The following is a 23918-nucleotide window of genomic DNA, read 5'->3' on the forward strand; positions in this document are numbered from 1 at the left end:
TTTAAATTTTATTCCTCGGTTCTTACGCATCTGAACCCGTTACCCCCTGTACGTCCCGCACCGCTGCTTGCATAGGTACGTGCCGATACCTGAAGTGATTCAGTTGAATTGAAACCTCCGCCGCGACCTCCGGATCCATTTGCAAACTGAACGCTTGTAACAACAAAACCCGGCCAATCAGAGTTTGTAGCTGAGCCGCCTTCTGAAAGCACGCCATTACCGTTTGAGCCTTGAAAATTTCTTCCAAGACTATCCGCACTGATAACCGTTTCCCAGATATTGCCTGTCAATTCCATCACACCATAATATGAACCGCCTGAACCCTGTCTTGTATTTAAAGTAGCCGCAAAGATACCAGATCTTAAAGGTCCATAAGCACCATCGCCGTTACTGAAAACAGTAGCACCTGCGTTTGTGTTCATATCACCAATTACGGTTTCGGTACCGTCTTCAGTGCCGCTTACGTTACCGGTATAATCAAGAAATGTATTTCCCCATGCGTATTCACCTGCGACTGGTGTAACTGTTCCTCTGCATGCTTTTTCAAATTCGAATTCAGTCATCGGTCTTAGACCAGCCCATCCGGCATATGCGGCTCCATCCATATAGGAAAGGTAATTGCACGCTCTTGATGGTCTTCCAGCAACCACCCAGGGGTGAGCGCCGGTTATGGTATTCCTGTCGGCGATTGTTACATCAAACCGGTTATCAGACTGAAGTGATGTTACGGTATTTAAAAAGTCAGCGTATTGACCTTGCGTTAATTCATATTTCATAATATAAAATGCATCGAATCCTTTTGGATATGCTGCAGGTATGACCCCGGTATCGTACCTGAATTCTCCGGTTGCCCAGAGACTATTCGGGTTTGGATTAATGCTGATAGTATCATTCAGGGTGATAGCGTTCTCGGAACTTATCGTGAACGGTGTTGAAGGATCGCCGGCTATGTGAAATCGGTTAGTCGAATTGCCGTCTCCAACCTGGAAACTTCCCTGAGGTATATACACCATTTCAATTGCAAATACTTTTACTGTGACCTGAGCATCATCAGCAACTCCATCTGCTGCATAATTCCATCTTAACATTACATCATCAAAAATATTTTCACCTGTTCCATCGGCGCTCCGGTAAATGAAAATTCCTTTACCATCTGATACTGCTGATATTGTTGAACCGGTTGGAGCAGTGTGATTTAATGATGTGGAAGATAGAGATGCATGAAGCCAGTTACCGCTGCCGACTCTGTACTTGACAAAAATCCATGCAGCATCCCAGTTAGTAGAATTCCGCCAGCTATTTTGCCAGTTTAAATCAAAATTTACAAATGTATGTGAACCGTTCACTTGCCCGGTCAGCAAGACATTTGTGACTCTAATATCATTTGCCTTGACTGAAGAACAAAATGCGATAAAAAATATCAGCATCGCTTTCATTACAAATGATAAATTCCAGTTTAATTTAGTTTCCAAGAACCAACCTCTTTGAATCTTTAGATTTGAATTAATAAAATGTTGCAAGTTTGAAGCAACATTCAGACCATATTTTGAATGATATTCCGGTTTATAAAATTTATTTTCCCGCAAATAGTGCCCACATTAAAAAACATAAAATGGGATTGAGCCGGATTATTAATATTATTGAGACAAGATAAATCGTTTTGTACGATTATGAGAACCCGATTTTACTCCTACTCTTCTTCCCTGAAAATACTATCAGACTATTTTTTTGGGTGAATTAAAATACTCTTTCAATCAATAAATTACAATCATTTTTTTTGAACAGAGTATTTACCTTCATTACTATTCAATACCTTTTATTATTTTTGAAAAGTAAAACTGAACATCAAAAAATATTATAAACGGAGAATCTTCAATTTCTGAAATTCAAAAAAAATATTTAGTTAAGGAATTAGACGAGTCTTACTCAAGCGAGTGGATAAAAATACTTGAACAGGATAAAGATGCAGTTGTATACAATCATCCTTACTGGGTTGATGCACTCAGGAATGAATATGGTCAGAAAGCTATAGTACTTGGTGCCTTCAACGATAAAATGAATCTGACAGGTGTTTTACCATTTCTTCGATCAAAAGGATTTCCATTTGGAATTGGCGGTATAGTCGCTGGTAAAAGAATTTCTTCATTACCCAGAACTCCTGTTTGTGGACCTGTTATCGCAGACACTGATTGTATTCCCTCATTATTAAATGCCGCGGCAGAAATAAATAAGTCTGAGCCAGATTGCAGGATACAGATCAAATCAACCATTGCAACATTGAATTCAGAAGAAAGCAGAGTAGTTAAAATACCGTGGAGGGAAACATACACACTGTCATTACCGGATAGTCACGAAGAACTTCGATTTGGAAACAAGACAAGAAACCACAGAATTAAAAGTGCTGTCAGTAAAGCCGAAAAGTCAGGTATTAAAATCCGATTAGCTGAGAATGAAACTGACCTTAAAGCATGGTATCAATTGTATCTTGAGACGATGCGTTCAGTTGCGGTTCCGGCGCGTCCCTACAGGTTATTTAAATATATGTTTGAAAAATTAAAACCTGCCGGGATGATGAGATTATTGCTGGCTGAGTTGAATGATAATAAATCAAAACGATTGTTAACCGGGTCAATTTTTTTATCATACAACAAAACATTTTATTATGCGTTCAACGGAAGGAAACTGGATGAGCCGGCGTTACATCAAAATGATTATGTACTATACACTGCAATTAAAACAGCCCGTCAGGAAGGATTTAAATATTTTGATTTCGGTGAAGTGACTTCAGATAATGAGGGTCTGGCACGTTTTAAAAGCAAATGGGGATGCGACACAAAACAGCTTTATCATTATTATCATCCGTTACCGGAAGATTTTGATATTAAAACAGTTGATTCAGGTTCAAACGGAAGTTCGCTGAGAAAGTTAATCTGGAAGAAGCTTCCTTTAAATGTAACACAAATTCTTGGCGATAAGATTTATCAATATCTTTGACATAATCTTATCATAAAAGTTGATTGATCTTCATATTATCCCAATAAACATCCGTTCATATAAAATATTTACATTTTTGTACAATTAGCTTTATTTTTCACCGGAGTCTGAATAGTAATAGTTATTATAATTCAATTTTAACAGGAAGATGAAAGCGAATCTCCTTCATTTAAGGAAGAACTCACGGTTCCGTCTGTTTATCGGAATAGTCACTGCTTTGTTCTTTTATAAAATATTTCTAATCAAAAATGAATCTTTAGTCACGTCTTTCATTGGTGAATTATTAATTCTTTGTACAATTATAACCCTCACATTTTATCTTACTGAAATTATCCGGTCAAGAAAAATTAATCCTCTTTCTGTGGTATTGAATATCGGTATCCTTAATGCCGTTTTATTTTTTATCATAACATTCTCTGGAGATTTGTTATCCGGTCTATTTGGAAATATTGAAGCAAAATTAAATCGACCCGGGTTATTTTTCTCAATTATACTTTTTGCTTATGTGCTATTTGTAATAGTCTCTGTTAGCTACATTTTTCTTTCATTCAGAGAATTGTTTTACTTTAAGCAAAAGCGGAATGTAAGTGTGTATTTCAATACAATGGTTGTGTTCTTTGTATTAGCATCACTAACAACCATTCTTGATTCAAACGCGGACCTGTCATTTATCAGCAATACATTTTTGATAGTATCGATTATTCTTGTTTCAATTAATTCGATCAGGATTTCGTGGATTGCATTCATCATAAAAAAAGAAAAAATATCACTCCTGATTTTATCCGTAATTATCTCTGCGCTTTTCATAGTTAACCTTGTTAATTCTAATGATGCAAATTCACATACAAAATTATTATCGGCATATAGTCCCGCACTATCAAAATTTTTACAGATAATTTTGATTTACGGTGCCGTCTATTTCAGTGTTTTATTTTTTACGACTTTATTTCACATACCAACAGCTGAAGCTTTTGACAGGAAAGCACAGGAAGTATCATCGCTTCAGTTTTTCAGTAAACTTATAACAAGAGTACTGGATTTCAGTGAACTTGGAGAAACTGTTGCTGACCTTGCCATACGCATTTGCAACGCGCATTCTGCCTGGGTAATCTGGAATGACGGTGGTGAATTAAAAACTCTGTCGTATAAAAATATTGGTTATGTGGATGCGGAACTGATCACAAATTTTTTCCTTTCAACAAAAAGAAAAGGCGATATAAATTCTACTGTGACTTTGAACCTTGCAAAAATTGAAAACAGGGAATCACTGAATGAAAAGTATAATCAGGCATCTGTTTCACCTTTAAAAACCCATAACGAAATTAAAGGCTACCTTATCACATTAAAAAAAGATGACCAGATTTTTGATGAAGAAGACAAAAATGCACTTGATACATTTGCCGATTACGCGTCAGTAGCATTTGAAAATTCCAGGCTGCTGGAGGAATCAATCGAAAAAGAAAGAATGGAACGTGAACTTGATGTGGCAAGAGAGATCCAGAGAAAAATTCTTCCGTCGCAGAATCCATATTACAAAGGCATTCTTATCTCATCCGTATTTATTCCGGCATTTGAGGTGGGAGGGGATTATTATGACTTCTTCAATATCAGTCAAAATAAAATGGGATTTGTAATCGCTGATGTTTCTGGAAAAGGAATTTCAGCAGCTTTTATAATGGCTGAAATGAAAGGCGTGTTTGAATCGTTATCACACACAATCAGCAGTCCGAAAAATATTTTAGTTAAAGCCAATCATATACTGAAGAATTCACTCGATAAAAAAAGTTTTATCAGTGCAGCATACGGTGTTATCGATCTGGACGATGGAGTGCTGACCCTTGCACGTGCAGGACACTGTCCCGTATTATTAATACGCAACGGAAACGTTGAACGTCTAAGACCCTCAGGAATTGGGCTTGGACTTGACTTTACAGCCAACTTTGAAATGCAGCTTGATGAAATTAAAATTGAGCTGAATGAAAACGATCTGCTGATCCTTTACACTGACGGTATCACCGAGGCAAAAAATTCGGAGATGGAAGATTTTGGTGAAAATCATTTTGAAAAGATACTGATTGAAAATGCTGACCACGATCTTGATATAATCTCGAATAAAGTGATAAAAGAAATAACACTATTTTCAACAAATAATTCTCAGCACGATGACATATCTTTAGTTATTTTGAAATGGAAAAAACAATTTATTAAAAACGAATCGGGTAGCTTGCCCGGCTTAAATAAAATGGAGAAGAAGAATGTCGGAATTTAGCACAATGGTTTCGGATAAAGGTGATGTGAGTATAATTTACCTCAAGGGCTATCTTGATGCACACACAGCACCTGCTTTGGAAAATACCTTTGCATCTCTTATAGATAAGGGTCGATACTCTACAGTCGTAAACTTTAAGGACCTTGCATACATTAGCAGCGCCGGTCTTGGAGTATTTATGGCTTTTATCGAAAAAATGAGAGAGAATAAAGGTGACATAAAACTTACAAATATGACCGATAAGGTATATAATATTTTTGATCTGCTCGGTTTTCCTTTGTTGTATGAAATCTTTAAAACTGAAGATGAAGCACTCACTAAATTTAACGAGATAAAGAAAAGTGAAAAGTGATAAGAAAAAAGCTTTACGCAAAGAGCTTGTAGTTAAAAGTAAAACCGATAATCTTTCAAAGATCAGGGATTTTCTGTTTACCGCCGCAAAGGAAATCGGGTTTACTTCAGATGCTATAGATAATATGACACTTGCTGTTGATGAAGCCTGTACGAATATTATCAAGCATGCATATAAATCACATCCTGACGGAGAAATCATCATCCGGCTACTTTATGCTGAAGGCAAACTTACCATAACGATTATTGATTACGGTACTGCGTTTGAACCCGACACAATTCCTCCGCCTGATCTTAAAAAATATTATCAGCAGCACAGAGTCGGAGGACTCGGAATGTACCTGATGAAAACTCTGATGGACGAAGTGAAGTATGTTTCAATCCCCGGGAAATATAACCAGGTTCTTTTGTCTAAAAACTTAAATACTCCGGGTTAAAATGAGTGAAGTTGACGGACTAAGAGTAAAGAGAAATCTAACCGCCTTAATTGACTTTAGCCGGATCATTAACTCCAGCCTTGATCTAAATTTTATTACAAACAACGTTCTTCTTACATGTATGGGAAAATTCCTTGCTACAAAAGGAATGATTGCGCTTAGCCTTGACGGAAAAATCGTTCTGAAAAATTATAAAGGAATTTCGGAAGAAGTAAAAGATAACTTTCCAGACCTTGTTGCAACAGATGAATGTATCGACAGCAAGGGGTTCCGTGACTACCTGTTCGAGAATGGTTTTTTTGCTGTTGAAAAGATACACTCATCAAATGAATGTGTTGGACTGGTCTGCCTTGGAGAAAAACTTAATAAATCATCATATACAAAAGATGATCTTGAATTTTTACGGACAATCCTGAATATTTCAGCATCAGCAATACAAAATTCACTCGTCATTGACGAACTGAAAAAAGTAAACCGCGCACTTGATTCACGTATTCAAAGATTGAACGCTCTGTTTGAGCTTAGTAAAGAGTTCGGACTTTTTTCTGAAAGTACTAAAGTCGCCAAGCTATTAGTTTATTCGGTTATAGGACAATTCCTTATCTCGAAATTTGCAGTTGTTCTTTTTGATAATGAAGATATACAACTGCTCGAATCAAAATTTGATAATGATGCTTTGATAAACTCAATAAAAAAATATGGGTTTAATAAACTGAGCAATTCAATAACAAAAAAAGAAATTACCAGCACATATACAGAACTGGAAAAACAAAATATTGAGATCATCGTTCCGATGCAGCTGCAGGGGCAGACAAAGGGTTTGATCATTTTAGGAAACAGGATTCATAAACTTGAATACACTCCGTCAGATATTGAATTCATATATTCTGTCGGAAGCCTTGCAATAATTTCGTTAGAGAATAAAAGATTATTTGTTGAAGCACTTGATAAACAAAAACTTGAAGAAGAGCTTGAAATAGCCAGGGACATTCAGCGAAACTTACTGCCTCATTCAATACCTGATTTCAGAAGTTTTGATATTGCGGCAATGAATCTTTCCTCAAAACAGGTCGGTGGTGATTATTACGATATCATTCCGCTTGATGATAAAACTTTTTGCGTTGCAATTGCAGATGTATCCGGGAAAGGCGTTCCGGCTGCTTTACTTATGGCAAACATACAGGCATTCTTAAAAATAATCTGCCGGCATGGGATGAACCTTGATGAAGCAACTGCATTAATAAATGATCTTATTACAGAAAACACTTCCGACGGAAAATTTATAACATTCTGCTGGGGAATACTTGAAGAAGATAAAAAGACACTCAATTATGTTAACGCTGGTCACAACCCTCCGCTGCTGATACGAAATGGAAAAATTCAAAAACTTGAAAAGGGCGGATTAATTCTTGGAGTCATGAAAACGTTCAGACCTTATGAAACTGAACTTATTCAACTGCAGCCAGATGATGTGATTGTAATGTTCACGGATGGCATAACTGAAGCGATGAATAAAGTAGGTGATGAGTTTTCAGATGAAAGACTTGAAGCACTCGTGATTAAAAATACCGATAAAAACGCAGCGGAGATTCTGTACACAATCCAGCAGGAAGTTAAAAACTTCGCGACGGGAGCGCTGCAGTCCGATGATATAACATTGATTGTAATAAAAGTAAATGGTGAAACTGAAACCAAAGGAATATCGGCATGAATGATATAAAAAGTCTTCTGCTGAAATTCCGTAATCATCTGATAGTTGCTATATCTGCAATACTGGTAATCATATCTATTATTAATATTTATTATGTGCTTGAGATCAGGGTAACATCAAATGATGAATGCCTGTGGCTTTCGAAAAAAGACAGCACCGGTACTGCAAAACTTTTCTTCGATCTTGTAAAGGAAAATGGAGTAACGTGGAATGCTGGTATCAGGAATGGTGATCAACTGATTTCAATTAATAATGAAAAATTAAAAGACCAGTTTCATGCCCAATCAATACTAAATTTATTCAACAGCGGGGAATATGCCCCATACACATTTATACGTGACGGTAAAGAATATCACACTACCGTATATGTGAAAAAGTTAATCCAGTTTGGTTCCCTGGCTGCTTCAATACAGGGATTAATATTGATACTTATTGCATTTGTTGTTCTACTTGCCAAACCCGATGGAACTATACAGAAATTATTTTATGCAATTGGTGCCGCAACCGTATTTGCAGGGATGAATATCATAATTCAGGACGACATATTTTTCCAGACACAAAACAGCAATCCGTTTGGGATGGCATTTGTCGGGTACTTATGGTGCCTTGGCGCAAGTTTTATCCCGTTCCTTACGATATATTTTTTCTGGATGTTTCCGCTTCCATTTAAGTTCCTTGAACAAAGGTTCCTTAAAATATTTTTGTTCGCCGCACCCTCGGTGATCTTTCTGACAATTTTTGTATTGGGATTGTTAAGCTTTAGCGGAACAAGGGAAACACTCAACGCATTTTACCTTTCAATAAATATAATAGGCGGATTAGTTATAGTTGCAAATATTATCGGTTACGTTTCACTCATTATTAACTACAGGCGTTTGAAAACTTCTGCTGAGAAGAAACCTGTATTTATTATTATAGCTGCGCTGACACTTGGTTTATTTGCTTCCGCATATACAGCATGGATAGCGCCTGCAATAACTGATACGATTTTTAATTCGCCTGAATTTTACATGCCCGTTATTCTTGTCACAATTGTTCCCATCGCCTTTGGGTATTCTATTTTCAGATACCAGTTGATGGATGTAAGTGTTGTGATAAAAAATACCGTTGTATATGGCGCGGCTACTCTTACTGTTGCAGCTATATATTTCTTTGTGATTTATGTGATAGGGCAGAGTATTAGCAAGGTAATAGGCACAGACTACCAGGGACTTATCGCAGGAATAATCTTCATCATATTCGCGCTGGTGTTTCAGTCAACGAAAGACAGGTTCCAGGATTTTCTTACATCTAAATTTTATCCTGAACAATTCGCTTATCAAAAAGTATTGCTCAGATTCAGTAATGAAGTTTCAACAGTTGTCGGACTCGAAAATATTCTTGACGCAATGAAGGAAACTTTTGTTGAAGCATTAAAGATAAACCGGTTCGGCCTGCTACTTAAAGAACTTGGGACAGATACTTTCAGGCTTGCCAGGCATAAAGGATTAACGGTTGATGAATTCAAGATCAACAGTACTTTTCTTGAACACTATCTGAAGGAAAAAGAAAATACATCACAGCGGTTGGTTATTGAACAAAATGAATTTGATCTGTTCTTTCCTGAACAATCAAAAGTTTTAAAGGATCAGCAGATATTTACTGTCATTCCTATGATACTTAAATCACGTGTTGTGGGTTTATTGCTGTTCGGATTAAAACACTCCGGTTCACAGTTTGCCGGAAAAGATCTCGATCTGTTAAATGCAGCGGCTGCACAATCGGCAATTGCGCTTGAGAATGCCCGTCTGTATGAAAGTGAAGCTGAAAAAATAAAACTTGAACGCGACCTTGATCTTGCAAGAAAAATTCAACAGGGGTTGCTGCCACAATGTATACCATTTCTTAACGGACTTGATATCTGTGGTGAGATGATTCCTGCAATGCAGGTCGGTGGTGATTATTTTGATTTGATCCCACTCTCGGATAAAAAAGTATTTATTGTTGTGGGAGATGTTTCAGGCAAAGGATTATCTGCGTCATTATACATGACCAAACTTCAGACTATGATACAGTTGTCCTGCGTTGAAGGGAAATCACCAAAAGATATTCTTATCGAAGTGAACCAGAAAATTTATGCAACAATGGAAAGAAACTGGTTCGTTACAATGACACTTGCTTTGTTTGATGTTGAAAAAAGAACATTAAAATTCTGCCGTGCCGGACATGTTCCGTTGCTAAAGGCGATGAACGGAACAGTGAATTCATTCCGTACACAGGGTATTGGAGTTGGACTGGAAAAAGGTGAAGTCTTCAGCAAAACACTCACCGAGGAAAACGTAACCCTGCAGGAAGGTCAGATATACGCTTTCTTTTCAGATGGAATTGTAGAAGCGATGAATGAGAAGAATGATCTTTTCGGTGAAGATAAACTGACCGAACTGCTCAGGCACAAGACCGATAAGCGTTCATCTGAAATTATGAAAGATATCTGGAATTCACTCGGAGTCTTCCGCGGCAGCGCTGAACAGAACGACGATATGACAATGGTTATAGTGAAAATTCTGGAAACATCTGACAGTTCAGTACATCACATCTCTTGAATAATCCACTATCCTGATTTATTTTTGGGCAGATACTTTTAATTCAGGGGAAACTCATTTCAGGTAATCACCACGCCTTTCAGATCTTGGTTTCCCTATCACTCAAAATAAACAGGGAGAAAAAATGTCCACCCGCTTTAACGCACCAACCTTAAACAGGATAAAAAGCTTTTTCTATTTTTTAGTAATCGCGGTTTGCCTTCATCCGTTTAGTAGTATCAATGCTCAAAAAATTCCACCTCCAAGTCAGATCCAAAGTGTGGGTCTGTCGATTTCTATACCTTCAACCTTTAAACAGAATGAATTAATTCATTATACGACTGACGGAACAGTAGAGAACAAGGAAAATATAATAGAAGACAAAATTGATATTAATATGGGAACTACCGAGCTGTTCACATTCAATAAAAATAAACTGACGGCTCAGTGGATCAGCCCTGATTACAATGAATATTTTGATGAGCTTATTACACTTGAAGCTGAATATGCTTCGGATATGAAATCAGTTAAGAATATGCATGTACGACGGATCAGGATCGGGCACGAGCCGATGGACCCTAAAAAGAATCACTCAAGGCTCGAACAGGATTTAACGTTCTCCAACCTTGTTATGCTGGGTAATTTTTTTATTAATCTTACTGTCAGTCATGTTGATGGTAAATCAAAAACGGGGAACATCTATTCAAAGCATTATGAACATTCAACACGGTTTCATTCATACTCGGATATCAACACAGAATTTGCATCAGTGAACAGCAAACAACCGATGTACGTTTCACTCACGCTAAATTATAATAAGAACCTAAAGCCATCTGATTATAGTTCGATTTTAGTGACAGGAAACTGGACGGCAAATCCATTACTGATTGCGGAGCTTTCAGGTAAACCCGGGTTAAAGGTTTATGATCAATCAAAAAAAGTCAAAGAGGCAATTGATACAGAAAAGTTTCTCCAGGAAAACGGTCTGATAAGTGAAGGAACTTCAACAAACACTTCGGGTAAAACTCCTTCCAAATATGATGTTGAAATTGATCTGACTCGTACATCAGAGTTAAAATATGATTTATCAGTACTTGTAAAGATCAAAACAGGTGCAGGCAAACAGGCTGAATTTACATACCCGATTGATTTCACAAATCATCTCGAAACAAATGATGATTACAGAAGCAGTTTAATAGATGTGAAGTTTAAGCTGACAATTTTAAAAATATTGAATGAGATAGATAAACTTGTCAGGTGAAAATTAAATGGTTTAAAAAACGAAGAGGCTATCTGAACAGATAGCCTCTGTTATTTTAAACCTTCTGACTAATTAAAACTGAACCTTCTTTTTATACTTTTCTGCGTACTCAAGTACAAGTGCACTTGCTACGAAAATGGATGAATAAGTTCCGATTATAATTCCGAAGAATAAAGTAAATGCAAACGCTCTTAAAACCTCGCCGCCGAACAGAAGCAGAACAAAGATTGTTAAAAGAGTTGTACCACCGGTTAGAATTGTACGGCTCATTGTCCTGTTAATACTCTTATTCATAACTTCCTGTATCGGTTGTGTTTTATGAATTTTGAGATTTTCTCTTACTCTGTCGAACACGATTACAGTATCATTAATTGAGTAACCGACAAGCGTCAGAAATGCTGCTACAATAGTCAGATCGATCTCAAGGTTAAGTCCGGGAATGACATTGTAAAGCACCGAGTATAAACCAAGTGTGATTAAAACATCGTGGAACAGAGCAACAACAGCTCCAGCGGCAAAAATAAATTTAAACCTGAATCCAAGGTAAATCAGAATTGCAACCATTGATAGCAGCACTGCAATTATTGCATCCTGCTTTAGTTCAGCACCTATCTTTGGTCCGACTTTATCTTCTTTCAATACTGTGAATGAATTACCGGAAATCTTCTCACGAAGGTTTTCCTTAATCCAGTCAGCGATACCAATAGCCACGATCATTTCAGTGTTTGTTGGTTCTTCTGAAACTCTGCTGGCTTTAAATCCTGCATCCTTTAATTTATCTATAAGAATATTTGTAGTATCAGGATTCGGGAAGGAATAAGTTACTGATGTACTTGTAGAATCTATGATTCTTGTCGGAAGACCCGGTATAACAGATTCAATTTCTTTTTTAATGTTGTTTAAAACTACCGGGTAAACTGAAACCGGAAGCTCCTGCAATTCGGTTCTAACAAGAACGCCGGTTTGTCCGCCGAATGTTTTCAATTCAACATTTCCTATACCGATGTTAGCAACGGCATCCCTTACATTTGCAATCTCAACCGGCTTTTCAAATTGAAGAACTATTTCAGATCCTCCTTTGAAATCTATACCAAACTGAAGACCGCGGAATGCAATGTTAATGAACCCGATAAGGAATAATAGTCCTGAGACTACGTAAAAGATTTTTCTTTTTCCTAAAAAATCGTAGTTAAGATTTTCGAATAAACGCATTTATAAAATTGCTCCTTAAAGCTTTATTAATTAGCCAATACTTATTTTTGATCCTTTAGAGACCATATAATCAAATACAACTCTTGAAATTACCAGCGCACTGAATAAACTTGATGCGATACCAATCATAAGTGTTAAAGCGAAACCCTGGATTGGACCGGTACCAAACTGGTAAAGAATAATTCCTGTAAAGAATGTAGTTATGTTTGAATCCACTATAGCTGAATTTGCTTTAGAGAATCCGCTGTCGATAGAAGCCTTCAGAGTTTTACCTGTTGAAAGTTCTTCTCTTATTCTTTCAAATATCAGAACGTTTGCATCCACTGCCATACCGATTGTAAGAATAATACCTGCAATACCGGGCAGTGTAAGTGTAGCTTTGAATCCTGCCAGCACACCGAGTATAAACAAAACAGTAAATGTAAGTGCGGCTGCTGATATGGTTCCCGCTTTCCGGTAATAGAAAATCATAAAAATGCCGACAAGCAGATAACCAATTAAAGCGGAATTGAAACCGCTGTTAACAGAATCCTGACCAAGTGACGGACCAACTGTTCTTTCTTCAATCATATCAACAGGGGCAGGAAGCGCACCTGCTTTTAAAACTATTTCAAGAAGTTTTGCTTCTTCAAGATCGCCCATACCTTCTATTTGTGAACGACCGCCTGTAATTTTATTATTTACATTCGGTGCAGAGAACACAACTCCGTCAAGTATGATGGCAATTCTTTTATTAACATTTGCGCCTGTGATCCGTGCCCATTCTGTAGCACCTTCTGAGTTCATTGTCATATTAACTATAGGTGCTGAACTCATCGGGTCTATATTTGCCTGTGCATCTGTAATAACTCCGCCTGTTAGTTCAGGTTTTTTATTTACAAGGTATAACCTGTAAAATTTATCACCGGTTTCCTGACTGACAATCGGTTTAGCATCGAAGACAAATTCCACATTATCCGGAATAACTTTTTGAACTTCATCTCTTTTCAACATTGACTGGAGCAGAGATCGTTTATCTTCCTGTACAAATCCGTCTGCTGTTCCTGAATTTTGATTGAACCCATAGATTGTGAAAAACGGATGTTCAACCGCAAATTGTTCAGGAGTCATTTGCTGTGTAGTATCATTCACTAATGAAGTGTCGCTTTTTGTAGTATCATTAACGGCGACATCTTTATTATTGGTTGAGTCAGCGTTTGTTGAATCGGAAATATCTTTACCGGCGAGTAGATTATCTATTTTCTCAATTATACTTACAGTGAATTCAGGATCTTTCACTATTCTAAACTCTAACAGCGCAGTGCCTTGTAATAATTGTTTTGCTTCTTCTTCTCTTGCTATACCGGGTAATTCGACAATTATTCTTCTCGCGCCCTGTCTTTGAATAGAAGGTTCAGAAACACCGTACTGGTCAACTCTGTTCCTGATAATTTCCATCGCACGGCTAACAGCATCTTCGGCGTCATTTTTTAACTGATCTATAATATCAGAATCTTCATCTTTGATAGTTCCGAAATACCTGCTCAATCTTATTCCGCGTTCACTGAATTTTCTGCCGACTATATCAACTACTGATTCTTCCGATACTGTGGCTTCTTTTTCTGCTTCAGCAAGAACTTGTTTAAATGTGGCGTCAGGATTTTTAGCAATCTTTTCAATCAGTTTGCCTGTATTAACTTCAAGCACAACACGCATACCGCCCTGCAAATCGAGTCCTAGTTTAACTCTTTTCTGTCTGTTCTCTGATATAGATGGGTCAGCTTGTTTTATACTGTCAGAGATGTACTGCAAAGCATCATCAACCTGATCTTTTGTATAGTTCGGGTTCATGGTTTTGAGTTCTGTCTTTTTAGCATCAAGAACTTTATTTATTTCCTTTGTATTCTGATAATCAGAATAAGTAGGATACAGCAGGTAGATGCTTAATGCGGTGAAAGCTAGAATTAGAATGAGTCTGAATCTGAATTCTTTCATATTTAATTTTAATTTTCTTTTAAGGGTTTTATAAAAATTAACTGCCAAAATTACCTGTAAACACTTAGAAAGTCAATTAAAATTAGTGTTAATACCTCATGAGCATGAGTATAATTTTGACGGCAGATTTGAACAAACCGGAGTTAAATCAATTCGATTGTCTTTTTCAGCAATCGTTCAAATGTGGTTTTAACTTTATTTGCGGTTTCAGTTACTTCAGCATGTTCAAGCTTTGTAGGCGATATACCGGCAGCAAGATTAGTTATACAGGATATTGCCGAAGTCTCAATTCCCTTATAAGCTGAGTAAGTAGCTTCGAGAACTGTTGACATTCCAACGGCATCACCTCCAAGTTTTTTTATCATCCTTATTTCGGCGGGTGTTTCATAACTTGGACCTTTGGAGTACCAATAAGTTCCTTTCTTCAGATTTATTTTTTCCTCTAATGCCGCGGATTCAATAACATTGTTTAATCTGGCTGACGGGAAATCTGAAAAGTTAAGTTTACCTTTTTCACTGGCTAATCCGAAAAAACCTGAAAGTTCTTTTTTTATAGCAATGCTGTTGAATGAATTTATCAGCATAAGATCACCAGGAACAAAATCAGGATGAACACCTCCTGCGGCATTGGTAATCAATAAAGATTTGCAACCCATAATCTCAGAAATGAACGCCGGTAGTATGCTTTCTGAAATTGTATAGCCTTCATAAAAATGAATCCTACCCTGGAAGATCAATAATTTTTTACCAGCAAAAGTTGCGAAATGTATTTTACCGGCATGACCAACAATTGTAGAAGCAGGGTAGCCGGGTATTGAAGTTGTTGATATACTTTTTTCAGTATTAATATTATCAGCAAAGTCGCCAAGTCCGCTGCCGAGAATCAATCCGAACTCAGGAGAGAATGGGGATTCTTTTTCAAGGAAACTTATTAATTCTTTGTATTTAAATCTCAGGTCTATCATGTTCATTATGAAAAGAATATTCCTGCTAATGTAGCAGTCATTAATGTTGCCAGTGATCCTCCTATAACAGCTTTTATTCCAAGCGATGCAATATCAGATTTTCTTTCCGGGGCTAATGGTCCAAGTCCGCCAATCTGGATAGCAATAGAACTGAAATTAGCGAATCCGCACAATGCATATGTCGCCATAAAAATTGCTTTACCTGAAAGGAGAGTTTTTGCTTCTATCATTTTACCCATCTCAAGGTAAGCTACAAACTCGTTCAGGACTATTTTAGTTCCGAATAAACTTCCAAAGTTTAAAGCATCATTCCAGGGAACACCTATACCAACAGCAAGAAACTGAAGTACCAATCCGATTATCAATTGAAAATTTAGCGGCTGGCCATAGTGCGCAATTAATGTTGCGTTTAAACCTGTTATATCTCCAGCTTGCTGTAGTAAATAATTTATTAATGCCATAATTGCTATGAACGCAATTAACATTGCTGAAACATTAAGTGCCAATGACAAGCCATCACCAGCTCCATTAGCGGCTGCTTCAATCACATTTGAAGAGTTCTTTTCTATTTTAATTTTGACGGTTCCTTTCGTTTCCGGATCAGAAACCTCAGGGAAAATTATTTTGGAAATTACTAATGCGGCAGGTGCAGCCATAACACTTGCACCTAGTAACTGAGTAGCAAATAGCTGTTGAGCTTCCTTTATAGGAATTCCCATTGCTTGCGCATAAGCATTGCTGAGGAGAGCGATGTACGCAATCATTACACCTCCAGCAATAGTTGCCATTCCACCAACCATTATTGTAAGTATCTCGCTTTTTGTCATTCCTTTTATGAATGGTTTTATCATCAACGGTGCTTCCGTCTGCCCAACAAATATATTTGCTGTGCAGGATAACGATTCAGCTCCGCTTGTCCCCATAACTTTTGCCATTACCCAAGCCATAGCTTTGACTACTTTTTGCATAATACCTAAATAGTAGAGCATAGACATTAAACTTGCGAAAAATATTATTGTTGGTACTATATGGAAAGCAAAGATGACTCCGTAATTACCACCTTTTTCTGGTGTTATACCGAGCTCACCAAACACAAATTTTGTTCCTTCAAGTGTGAAATCAAGGATCACTAAAAAAAATCCGCTAACCCAGTTAAAAAAATCTTTCGGCCAGGCTAAAGGTGAAAAGAAAGAACGCATCTGTTCGCCTTTAAGAATCAGGATAGCGAATGCTGCCTGCAAACCGATTCCGCTTACAACCAATCTCCAGTTTATTTTCTTTTTATTGTTTGATAAGAGGAATGCAATTCCTAATAATAGTATGATTCCAAATAAACCATGTAGTAGTGACAGGATATCCATATTCAGCCTTTAAGATTCTGATGGAATATAATGACATTTTCTGCAGCGTGCTTCATATATATCAGCCGCGCCTACAACAACTCTTTCCGATGATGCGGTTTTTCGTTGCGTCCTGTCTGCCGGGTTGCCGCACTCAACACATATAGCAAGTGTTTTTGAAATATACTCGGCAATCGCCAGAAGCTGAGGCATCGGCTCAAACGGGATTCCGCGGTAATCCATATCCAGTCCCGCAATGATGACTCTTTTGCCTTTATCAGCCAGTTCATTACATACGTTGATTATATCTACAGAGAAAAATTGTGCTTCATCTATTCCTATAACCTGGGCGTCGTCTGAGTGATTCAAGATCTCTTTTATATCGCTGATAAGTATAGATGGAAGTGATTGTTCGTTATGGGATACAATTGCGCTTGATGAGTATCGTGTATCAATTAAAGGTTTAAATATTTTCACTTTCTGTTTTGCAATTTGTGCTCGTCTAAGGCGACGGATAAGTTCTTCTGTTTTCCCGCTGAACATACAGCCAGCTATTACCTCTATCCAGCCTGTTTCTTTCGGCATTGAGTGAGGAGTAAATTCAAGCATTAATTTTTTCCAAATTTATTTTAAATCTATTGTTTTTAACCGCAAAGACCGCAAAGAATTATAAGTTATTCACTATTCTTTTAATTCCATCTTTCAATTTCAGGACATTAAAATTAATTAGTAATCCAAGTTTTAGATCAGTTAATTTTAAATATGTCAATACTTGTGCAAGGTGAATTTCATTCAGTGATTCAACTGCTTTAATTTCAATGATTACTTTTGAATCAACAATTATATCCGCTCTGTAACCGCAATCAAGCTTTACTTCTTCATAGATAAGCGGTATCGGTTTTTGTTTTTCAATTCTTAAGCCTGATTTAACTAATTCATAAACAAAGCATTCTTCATAAGCAGATTCTAATAAACCCGGGCCCAAGGCAGAATGTACTTTTATTCCACAACCAATAATAATATTTGATAATTCGTTTTCCGTCATTACTATTTCTCAGCGTACCTTTGCGTCAATAAATGTTTTAGAGTCTACTTTGCGCTCTTTGCGGTTAAATTGTTCTTCAAACCAGAAATGTTCTATTTCAAATCTGAATCTCCGAATGCATAAGGCAGCAATCCGGATGTTTTTAAAATCTTTAATTCTTTCTTTGAGTTTATTAATACAATATCAATCTCACCGCAAAGATCACTGATAACCTGTCTGCACGCCCCGCAAGGTGATAAAAATTCTTCAGTATCACCGGCTATAGCAATAGCTTTAAACTTTCTTTCACCATCTGATATGGCTTTGAAAATCGCGGTTCTTTCAGCGCACATAGTAAGACTGTAGGAACTTGATTCAATATTACAACCGGTTATTACTTTATCATCCTCTGTTAACAGTGCGGCACCAACATGAAAGTTGGAGTAAGTGGGGAGTGCTTTAGATTTTGCTTCGACAGCTTTTAGCGCGAGTGTTTGATAATCCATTGTATAATTATTTTTGTTGCAAAAATATGTTATTTGAAAAGGAAAACAAAAGATGGGTGATGGTTGATGTAATATGGAAGATGTGAAATAAAAATGTAGCGAACAGTCACAGACAGTTCCGTTTAGCTTAATCCTACTTCCATTTATCCGGCAAAATTATTCCTGCAAAAAAGTTTATAACTAACATCACTTCATAAACCGGTTGAAGAAATATTATTTCAAAGAAATTAAATGAGTAACCGAATTTTTTCTGAAGAGATAAAACTACAATCACGTCAATCAATAGTTTTAGAATGAAGAAAGTTATATAAATAAGATTTAATGGAATCAGAAATAGTGACAGCATCAGTAAAAGATTTGCAATGTGCCACAACCCAAGTACTAACTGAGATTTGAATAAGTAATGCAATGACGTTTTTGTATGTCTTGATTTCTGAAATAAATATTCCCTGAATGTTTTTTTAGTTTCAGAATAAACAAAAGCATCAGGTTCAATTATACAATCAATTTTCATCTTAGCTTTTACTGCTTCCCTTAATAAAAGATCATCATCACCGCTAAGAGTTTCAGTGGTGTTTGCATAACCTTTAACTTTTTCAAATGAGGATTTTTTAAAGCCAAAGCTCCGCGCTGCTGCTGAATATGGCATTCCAAGTTTTGCTGCTGTAAAAGTAAGAATGCTGCTTCTTAAATTTTCAAAAGATGAAATCTTTGATATAAAGTTACCTTGCTTAGTGAGTTGTGAAGCATTCGATGATTTTGATTCTATAAAAGAGTGAGATTTCTCCCTTTGGTCGAAGTGACAATCATCCTGAATGTGAGATTTTAAACTGTCATTTCGAAGGAGTCCTCGACTGAGAAATCTCTGCCGGCTGTTATCATTCTTTTCCGAAAAATAATTTAGTTCGTCCAGGTTATTCGTTAAAGGTGCAGCACCAAAAACAAAATCAAATCCAGATAAAAATTTATTTGCAAAAGTTTCAATCCATTTTTCGGATACAACACAGTCAGCATCTGTAATTAGTATGAAATCGTATTTGGAGTATTGAATTCCCAGCGCGAGTGCCCCTTTTTTCCCCGGGTAGGGTTTATCTTTTGCAGTCACTACTTTAAGATTTGAATGATTGCCTTTGAGTGAATTGATAATTTCAGTTGTATCATCCTGTGATCTGTCATCGACAATAATTATTTCAAAGTTTTCATAGGGGTATTTGCAATTTTTTATTGATTCAAGAAGACGGGCGATGTTATCCTGTTCATTCTTTGCAGCGACAACTATTGATACACCGGGGATTTTATTTTCCGCTTGTGGAGAAGGAAGTTCATTTCTTCTTAGTCTTAAAAGAAAAAGAATATTCATGAGCACAAAAGAGAACGACACAAGAATAAAAAAGTATATCATCAAACAAATTTTATTAATGCTGAAATAATCCTCATACAAAGATAACCAATGATTTAAAATTGTTTTTGAGAATTTTTAGTTTTTTTATTCATGTAAATCACTATTTTGCAAAAGAAGCTCATCAGTTTTTTGAGAGTTGCGTTATCACCAGTTTATTTTTTATTCCTTATTAAAAAAAGAATATTGTCCGAGTTTAAAATAATTTCAGTGCTTACTTCAAAAGCTAATGAGTTTTGTCCGCGTATAGAGTCACAGGTATACAGAGTTTTATTTTTCAGCAAATCTTATTTGGAGTATTATAAGTCTCAGATATCTGTAAATAATTACTATAATGGGGAAAACGCCTTTGCTAAATCCTTCGGGCTGTTTTCAAAAGAAAAATCTGAATTAAAAACTTTAAATCTAAATCCACAATTAATTTCCAAAACAAAGGAGACAGGATGCTAAGAAAACAGACAACTTTCATACTTGCTTTGTTTGTAAGTATGATGACTGTATTATCGTACGCGCAGGATCAAAACACACTGCCGGAAGAGGTATGGTCAAAAATTAAGGTGAAGAATAATGACGTTATTCAACATCAAACCGATTTTGAATATATACCTGTTCCGCAGGTAACACGTTACTTTGATCTGAAAGAGGGAACAGACGCAACAGTATCACCTAACTTCAGACCCTGGCCTACAACAAATACAACACAATCTGAATTAAGTGTTGATGTTCATCCAACAAATTCCGATATAATTTTTGCAAGCGCCAACGCCACACCATGGCCTGTTTCAGGTATATATGGTACAGGCGTTTATTGGTCATTAAATGGAACAACAACCTGGACAGGATTTGATAATCCTCCGTTCGGTGGTAACTCAGGTGACCCGGTATCTGTGATCGGAACTAACGGATATTTTTATGAAGGGTATATAAACAATTCAAGTGGTCAGGGAATTTCAGTTTCATCAAACAACGGAACCTCCTGGTCATCATACACAGTAGCTCCAAATCCTGGAAGTCTTGCCGACAAAAATCACCTGATGGTTGACAGGCATCCTGGCAGTCCCTTTGAAAACAGAGTGTACGCAGCATGGACAGACTTCGGCGGTACAAATGATTATGATGTTGTTTTCAAGTGGTCTTCAAATAATGGACAGACCTGGAGTGCAGCCATAAATATTTCCAATTCACTTAACAGTTATCTAAATCAAGGTGTAAACATACAAACCGGACCTAACGGTGAAGTGTATGTAATATGGGCTGTGTACGCAACATCACCTGTTACTAATGGTGAAGACGGAATTGGTTTTGCTAAATCTACTGATGGCGGAGTTACATTCTCAGTACCATCATACATTTACCAGGCAACAAACTTTGGTATAAGAGGAACACTTTCAAGCAAAAGCGGTATCAGGGTTTCTTCATTCCCGTCAGCCGCAGTTGATCGTTCAGGCGGAATTAATCACGGTAATATATATGTTACCTGGCCGCAAAGGGGTGTAGCTCCGGCTGGAAGTGATCCGGATATTGTAAGCGTTAGATCAATAAATGGCGGAGACAACTGGAGCGCGCCTGTAAGAGTGAATAGCGATCCAATGAATAACGGCAAAGATCAGTATTATCCATGGATGACAGTTGATCAGGCTACCGGTCAGGTCAATTATGTATTCTATGACAGCCGTGATGTTAACAACGACAGTGCGCAGGTTTATATGGCTCGTTCTCTCGATGGTGCACAGACTTTTGAAAATATAAAAATCAGTGACGGCAAATTTAAACCGGCACCAATATCAGGATTAGCTGGCGGTTACCAGGGAGATTATATCGGAATTGCAGCATTAAATAATATAGCATATCCATACTGGGCTGAAAGCAGAACCGGAGTTTATCAGGGATGGATGGCTGTCGTTACTTTTGGTCCCGGAATTTCTCATACCCCGCTGACAAATACAGAAAATCTTGCAGGTCCATACGTAATTAATTGTACAATTGAATCAACCAATCCGCTTAACCCAAACAGGATCTATATGCACTGGGGAAGAGGCGCGTTAACTGATTCTGTACTTATGACAAACACAACCGGAAATAATTATACAGCAAGTATTCCGGGTAACGGATTACCTGCTGTTTACCGTTATTATATTTATGCAGAAGATAATACCGGCGCAACCGGTACATTACCGGGCGGCGCACCGGGAAACTATTTCTCATTTGAAGCTGCAACAGATATTGTTCCTCCTGTAATTTCTCACAATCCTCTCGGCAACCAGCCGGAAATCAGATGGCCTTCTGATGTTTCCGCAGATGTAACAGATAACATCGGTGTTGATACAGTAAGCTGTGAATACCGTGTAAACAACGGCGCACTTACCGGATCATTCCTTATGCCTCTCGTTTCAGGAAACACTTATGAAGGAATATTCCCTATTGATACTGCACTGATTGCAATCGGTGATTCCGTTGAATATCGCATCAGAGCAAGAGATAACTCAAACGGCGGCAACATAGGATTCAGTCCTGCATCAGGTTATTACAAGTTCTACATAATAGATGTTAAAGGTGTTGTTCTCGTTGTAGATGCAGACGTTACTCTTGAAGCAAGAATTTCTCCTGAAAAGGGAAGCGGCGGAGATCTTGTTACTCCTCTCGGTGCATCTTCCACATTATTTGCAAATACTTTGGTAGCTGATGGATATGCAGTTGATGAAGTTACTTTCTCTGCAATGAATCCGGCAACACTTGATGATTATGACATAGTGATTTTATCAGGCGGTGTTGCAACCACAAATATGTTCAATGACGCTACCAAGCGTACTGCTGTTATTAACTACACTCTCGCCGGTGGAAAAACAATAGTTGAAGGCGGTGAGGTTGGATATATTTACCGTCAGCAGACAACCGAAGTGGATGTTAATTTCAGAAGAACATTACTTTTAGACAGCAGCTGGATAAGTGACGTTTCAGGCGGCTCCCTCTTAGTCAGAGTGCCTGCTCACCCGATGTTCAATAATCCAAATACTATTCCCGGTACAGTAGCTGTTACTAACTCAAGTGGTTCAGGTTACGGTGCACGTGATGCTATGAGAATTTTACCTAATGTACCTGGCGTAAGAAAACTTGCTGGTTGGAGTACTTATCCTGATTCAGCAGGTATCTTTATTTATTATGTGAACAACGATACAACACAACCCAGAAATATTTTCTTCTCGTTTTCTGTTGGACAGATCACAGATCAGAATATTGCTGCAAACCTGATTGAAAATGCTGTATGGATATTAAGTCCTGCAAACTCTGTGGTTCCTGTTGAACTTGTTTCATTCAATGCAAACGCAAACGGGAATAATGTTAATCTAAACTGGACAACAGCTACAGAAGTTAACAACTCAGGTTTCGCGGTTGAAAGAAGAACTGCCGGAACAATGTTTGAGAGAATAGGATTTGTAAGAGGCAACGGTTCAACCACACAGGCTTCTGTATATTCATTCACAGATTCCAAACTGCCTGACGGAAATTATACTTACCGGTTAAAACAGATAGACTATGACGGAACAACAAGCTACTCAAATGAAGTTAATGTTGAAGTTGCTTCACCAAGAGTATTCGCACTTGATCAGAACTATCCTAACCCGTTCAACCCGTCAACAGTTATTAAGTATTCTATTCCTGCTGATGGATTTGTAACACTTGCTGTTTACAATCTTCTCGGCGAAAAAGTTGCGACACTTGTTAACGATAATCTTAAAGCAGGCGGACACGAAGTTAACTTCGACGCTTCAAACCTTTCAAGCGGTGTTTACTTCTACCGGCTTGAATCAGGCAGCTTTACAGCGGTTAAGAAGTTGATGCTTCTCAAGTAAGCTAAAGTGTCAACAGTCAAACGTCAGAAGTGAAACGAAAGACGTGAGACGAAAAATTAAAGC

At 37.4% G+C, this 23918-nt stretch carries 17 protein-coding genes; 8 read left to right on the plus strand and 9 right to left on the minus strand.

Annotated elements, in window-relative coordinates; genetic code table 11:
• Positions 1-8: 8 nt before the first annotated feature.
• Positions 9-1472, minus strand: coding sequence for an SUMF1/EgtB/PvdO family nonheme iron enzyme (locus tag IPM56_05155; protein ID QQS37345.1), 1464 nt, complete (start codon positions 1470-1472; stop codon positions 9-11).
• Positions 1473-2055: 583 nt separating this feature from the next.
• Between IPM56_05155 and IPM56_05160 the strand changes: the two genes are divergently transcribed.
• The 7 genes from IPM56_05160 (at position 2056) to IPM56_05190 (ending at position 11584) form a co-directional block, all read left to right on the plus strand.
• Positions 2056-2994 (plus strand): GNAT family N-acetyltransferase, encoded by a 939-nt coding sequence (locus IPM56_05160; protein ID QQS37346.1) that lies wholly within the window; start codon positions 2056-2058, stop codon positions 2992-2994.
• 148 nt (positions 2995-3142) lie between these two features.
• Positions 3143-5263, plus strand: a complete 2121-nt coding sequence (locus tag IPM56_05165) for a SpoIIE family protein phosphatase (GenBank protein ID QQS37347.1) — start codon at positions 3143-3145, stop codon at positions 5261-5263.
• Entirely contained in the window at positions 5250-5615 is a 366-nt protein-coding gene (locus IPM56_05170; protein QQS37348.1) for an STAS domain-containing protein, read from the plus strand. The genes IPM56_05165 and IPM56_05170 overlap by 14 nt, the downstream gene beginning before the upstream one ends.
• Positions 5605-6051 carry an ATP-binding protein gene (locus tag IPM56_05175; GenBank protein QQS37349.1) on the plus strand — a complete coding sequence of 149 codons (447 nt, stop codon included), beginning with the start codon at positions 5605-5607 and terminating at the stop codon, positions 6049-6051. The genes IPM56_05170 and IPM56_05175 overlap by 11 nt, the downstream gene beginning before the upstream one ends.
• Before the next feature lies 1 nt (position 6052).
• Positions 6053-7762 carry a SpoIIE family protein phosphatase gene (locus tag IPM56_05180; GenBank protein ID QQS37350.1) on the plus strand — a complete coding sequence of 570 codons (1710 nt, stop codon included), beginning with the start codon at positions 6053-6055 and terminating at the stop codon, positions 7760-7762.
• On the plus strand, positions 7759-10344 hold the full coding sequence (locus IPM56_05185; GenBank protein ID QQS37351.1) for a SpoIIE family protein phosphatase: 2586 nt from the start codon (positions 7759-7761) through the stop codon (positions 10342-10344). Before IPM56_05180 ends, IPM56_05185 begins: the two co-directional genes overlap by 4 nt.
• Positions 10345-10468: 124 nt before the next feature.
• Positions 10469-11584, plus strand: coding sequence for a hypothetical protein (locus IPM56_05190; protein ID QQS37352.1), 1116 nt, complete (start codon positions 10469-10471; stop codon positions 11582-11584).
• A gap of 72 nt (positions 11585-11656) precedes the next feature.
• Here the strand turns inward: IPM56_05190 and secF are convergent, their stop codons facing one another.
• The 8 genes from secF to IPM56_05230 all read right to left on the minus strand — a co-directional run bounded on the left by secF (position 11657) and on the right by IPM56_05230 (position 20007).
• Entirely contained in the window at positions 11657-12796 is a 1140-nt protein-coding gene (secF, locus tag IPM56_05195; protein ID QQS37353.1) for a protein translocase subunit SecF, read from the minus strand.
• Positions 12797-12826: 30 nt separating this feature from the next.
• On the minus strand, positions 12827-14770 hold the full coding sequence (secD, locus tag IPM56_05200) for a protein translocase subunit SecD (GenBank protein QQS37354.1): 1944 nt from the start codon (positions 14768-14770) through the stop codon (positions 12827-12829).
• Between the two features lie 143 nt (positions 14771-14913).
• Complete coding sequence (locus IPM56_05205) at positions 14914-15735, minus strand: purine-nucleoside phosphorylase (protein ID QQS38228.1); 822 nt, start codon at positions 15733-15735, stop codon at positions 14914-14916.
• A gap of 5 nt (positions 15736-15740) precedes the next feature.
• Positions 15741-17096 carry a NupC/NupG family nucleoside CNT transporter gene (locus IPM56_05210; protein ID QQS37355.1) on the minus strand — a complete coding sequence of 452 codons (1356 nt, stop codon included), beginning with the start codon at positions 17094-17096 and terminating at the stop codon, positions 15741-15743.
• A 9-nt stretch (positions 17097-17105) separates the two neighbouring features.
• Positions 17106-17684, minus strand: coding sequence for a thymidine kinase (locus tag IPM56_05215; GenBank protein ID QQS37356.1), 579 nt, complete (start codon positions 17682-17684; stop codon positions 17106-17108).
• A gap of 58 nt (positions 17685-17742) precedes the next feature.
• Entirely contained in the window at positions 17743-18120 is a 378-nt protein-coding gene (locus tag IPM56_05220; GenBank protein QQS37357.1) for a GxxExxY protein, read from the minus strand.
• A gap of 92 nt (positions 18121-18212) precedes the next feature.
• Positions 18213-18605, minus strand: a complete 393-nt coding sequence (locus tag IPM56_05225) for a cytidine deaminase (GenBank protein ID QQS37358.1) — start codon at positions 18603-18605, stop codon at positions 18213-18215.
• Positions 18606-18738: 133 nt separating this feature from the next.
• Positions 18739-20007, minus strand: coding sequence for a glycosyltransferase (locus tag IPM56_05230; protein ID QQS37359.1), 1269 nt, complete (start codon positions 20005-20007; stop codon positions 18739-18741).
• Positions 20008-20447: 440 nt separating this feature from the next.
• Here IPM56_05230 and IPM56_05235 point away from each other — a divergent pair, with 440 nt between their 5' ends.
• Entirely contained in the window at positions 20448-23855 is a 3408-nt protein-coding gene (locus IPM56_05235) for a T9SS type A sorting domain-containing protein (GenBank protein ID QQS37360.1), read from the plus strand.
• The last annotated feature ends 63 nt before the right edge of the window (positions 23856-23918 follow it).

The sequence above is a fragment of the Ignavibacteriales bacterium genome, assembly GCA_016700155.1.
GTDB lineage: Bacteria > Bacteroidota > Ignavibacteria > Ignavibacteriales > Ignavibacteriaceae.

Excerpts from the sequence above, each read along its gene's own strand:
- IPM56_05180 (QQS37350.1), top strand. The coding sequence starts at position 6,053 with ATGAGTGAAGTTGACGGACTAAGAGTAAAGAGAAATCTAACCGCCTTA.
- secF (QQS37353.1), bottom strand. The coding sequence starts at position 12,796 with ATGCGTTTATTCGAAAATCTTAACTACGATTTTTTAGGAAAAAGAAAA.
- IPM56_05205 (QQS38228.1), bottom strand. The coding sequence starts at position 15,735 with ATGATAGACCTGAGATTTAAATACAAAGAATTAATAAGTTTCCTTGAA.
- IPM56_05225 (QQS37358.1), bottom strand. The coding sequence starts at position 18,605 with ATGGATTATCAAACACTCGCGCTAAAAGCTGTCGAAGCAAAATCTAAA.
- IPM56_05220 (QQS37357.1), bottom strand. The coding sequence starts at position 18,120 with ATGACGGAAAACGAATTATCAAATATTATTATTGGTTGTGGAATAAAA.
- IPM56_05170 (QQS37348.1), top strand. The coding sequence starts at position 5,250 with ATGTCGGAATTTAGCACAATGGTTTCGGATAAAGGTGATGTGAGTATA.
- IPM56_05210 (QQS37355.1), bottom strand. The coding sequence starts at position 17,096 with ATGGATATCCTGTCACTACTACATGGTTTATTTGGAATCATACTATTA.
- IPM56_05185 (QQS37351.1), top strand. The coding sequence starts at position 7,759 with ATGAATGATATAAAAAGTCTTCTGCTGAAATTCCGTAATCATCTGATA.
- IPM56_05190 (QQS37352.1), top strand. The coding sequence starts at position 10,469 with ATGTCCACCCGCTTTAACGCACCAACCTTAAACAGGATAAAAAGCTTT.
- secD (QQS37354.1), bottom strand. The coding sequence starts at position 14,770 with ATGAAAGAATTCAGATTCAGACTCATTCTAATTCTAGCTTTCACCGCA.
- IPM56_05165 (QQS37347.1), top strand. The coding sequence starts at position 3,143 with ATGAAAGCGAATCTCCTTCATTTAAGGAAGAACTCACGGTTCCGTCTG.
- IPM56_05235 (QQS37360.1), top strand. The coding sequence starts at position 20,448 with ATGCTAAGAAAACAGACAACTTTCATACTTGCTTTGTTTGTAAGTATG.
- IPM56_05215 (QQS37356.1), bottom strand. The coding sequence starts at position 17,684 with ATGCTTGAATTTACTCCTCACTCAATGCCGAAAGAAACAGGCTGGATA.
- IPM56_05230 (QQS37359.1), bottom strand. The coding sequence starts at position 20,007 with ATGATATACTTTTTTATTCTTGTGTCGTTCTCTTTTGTGCTCATGAAT.
- IPM56_05160 (QQS37346.1), top strand. The coding sequence starts at position 2,056 with ATGAATCTGACAGGTGTTTTACCATTTCTTCGATCAAAAGGATTTCCA.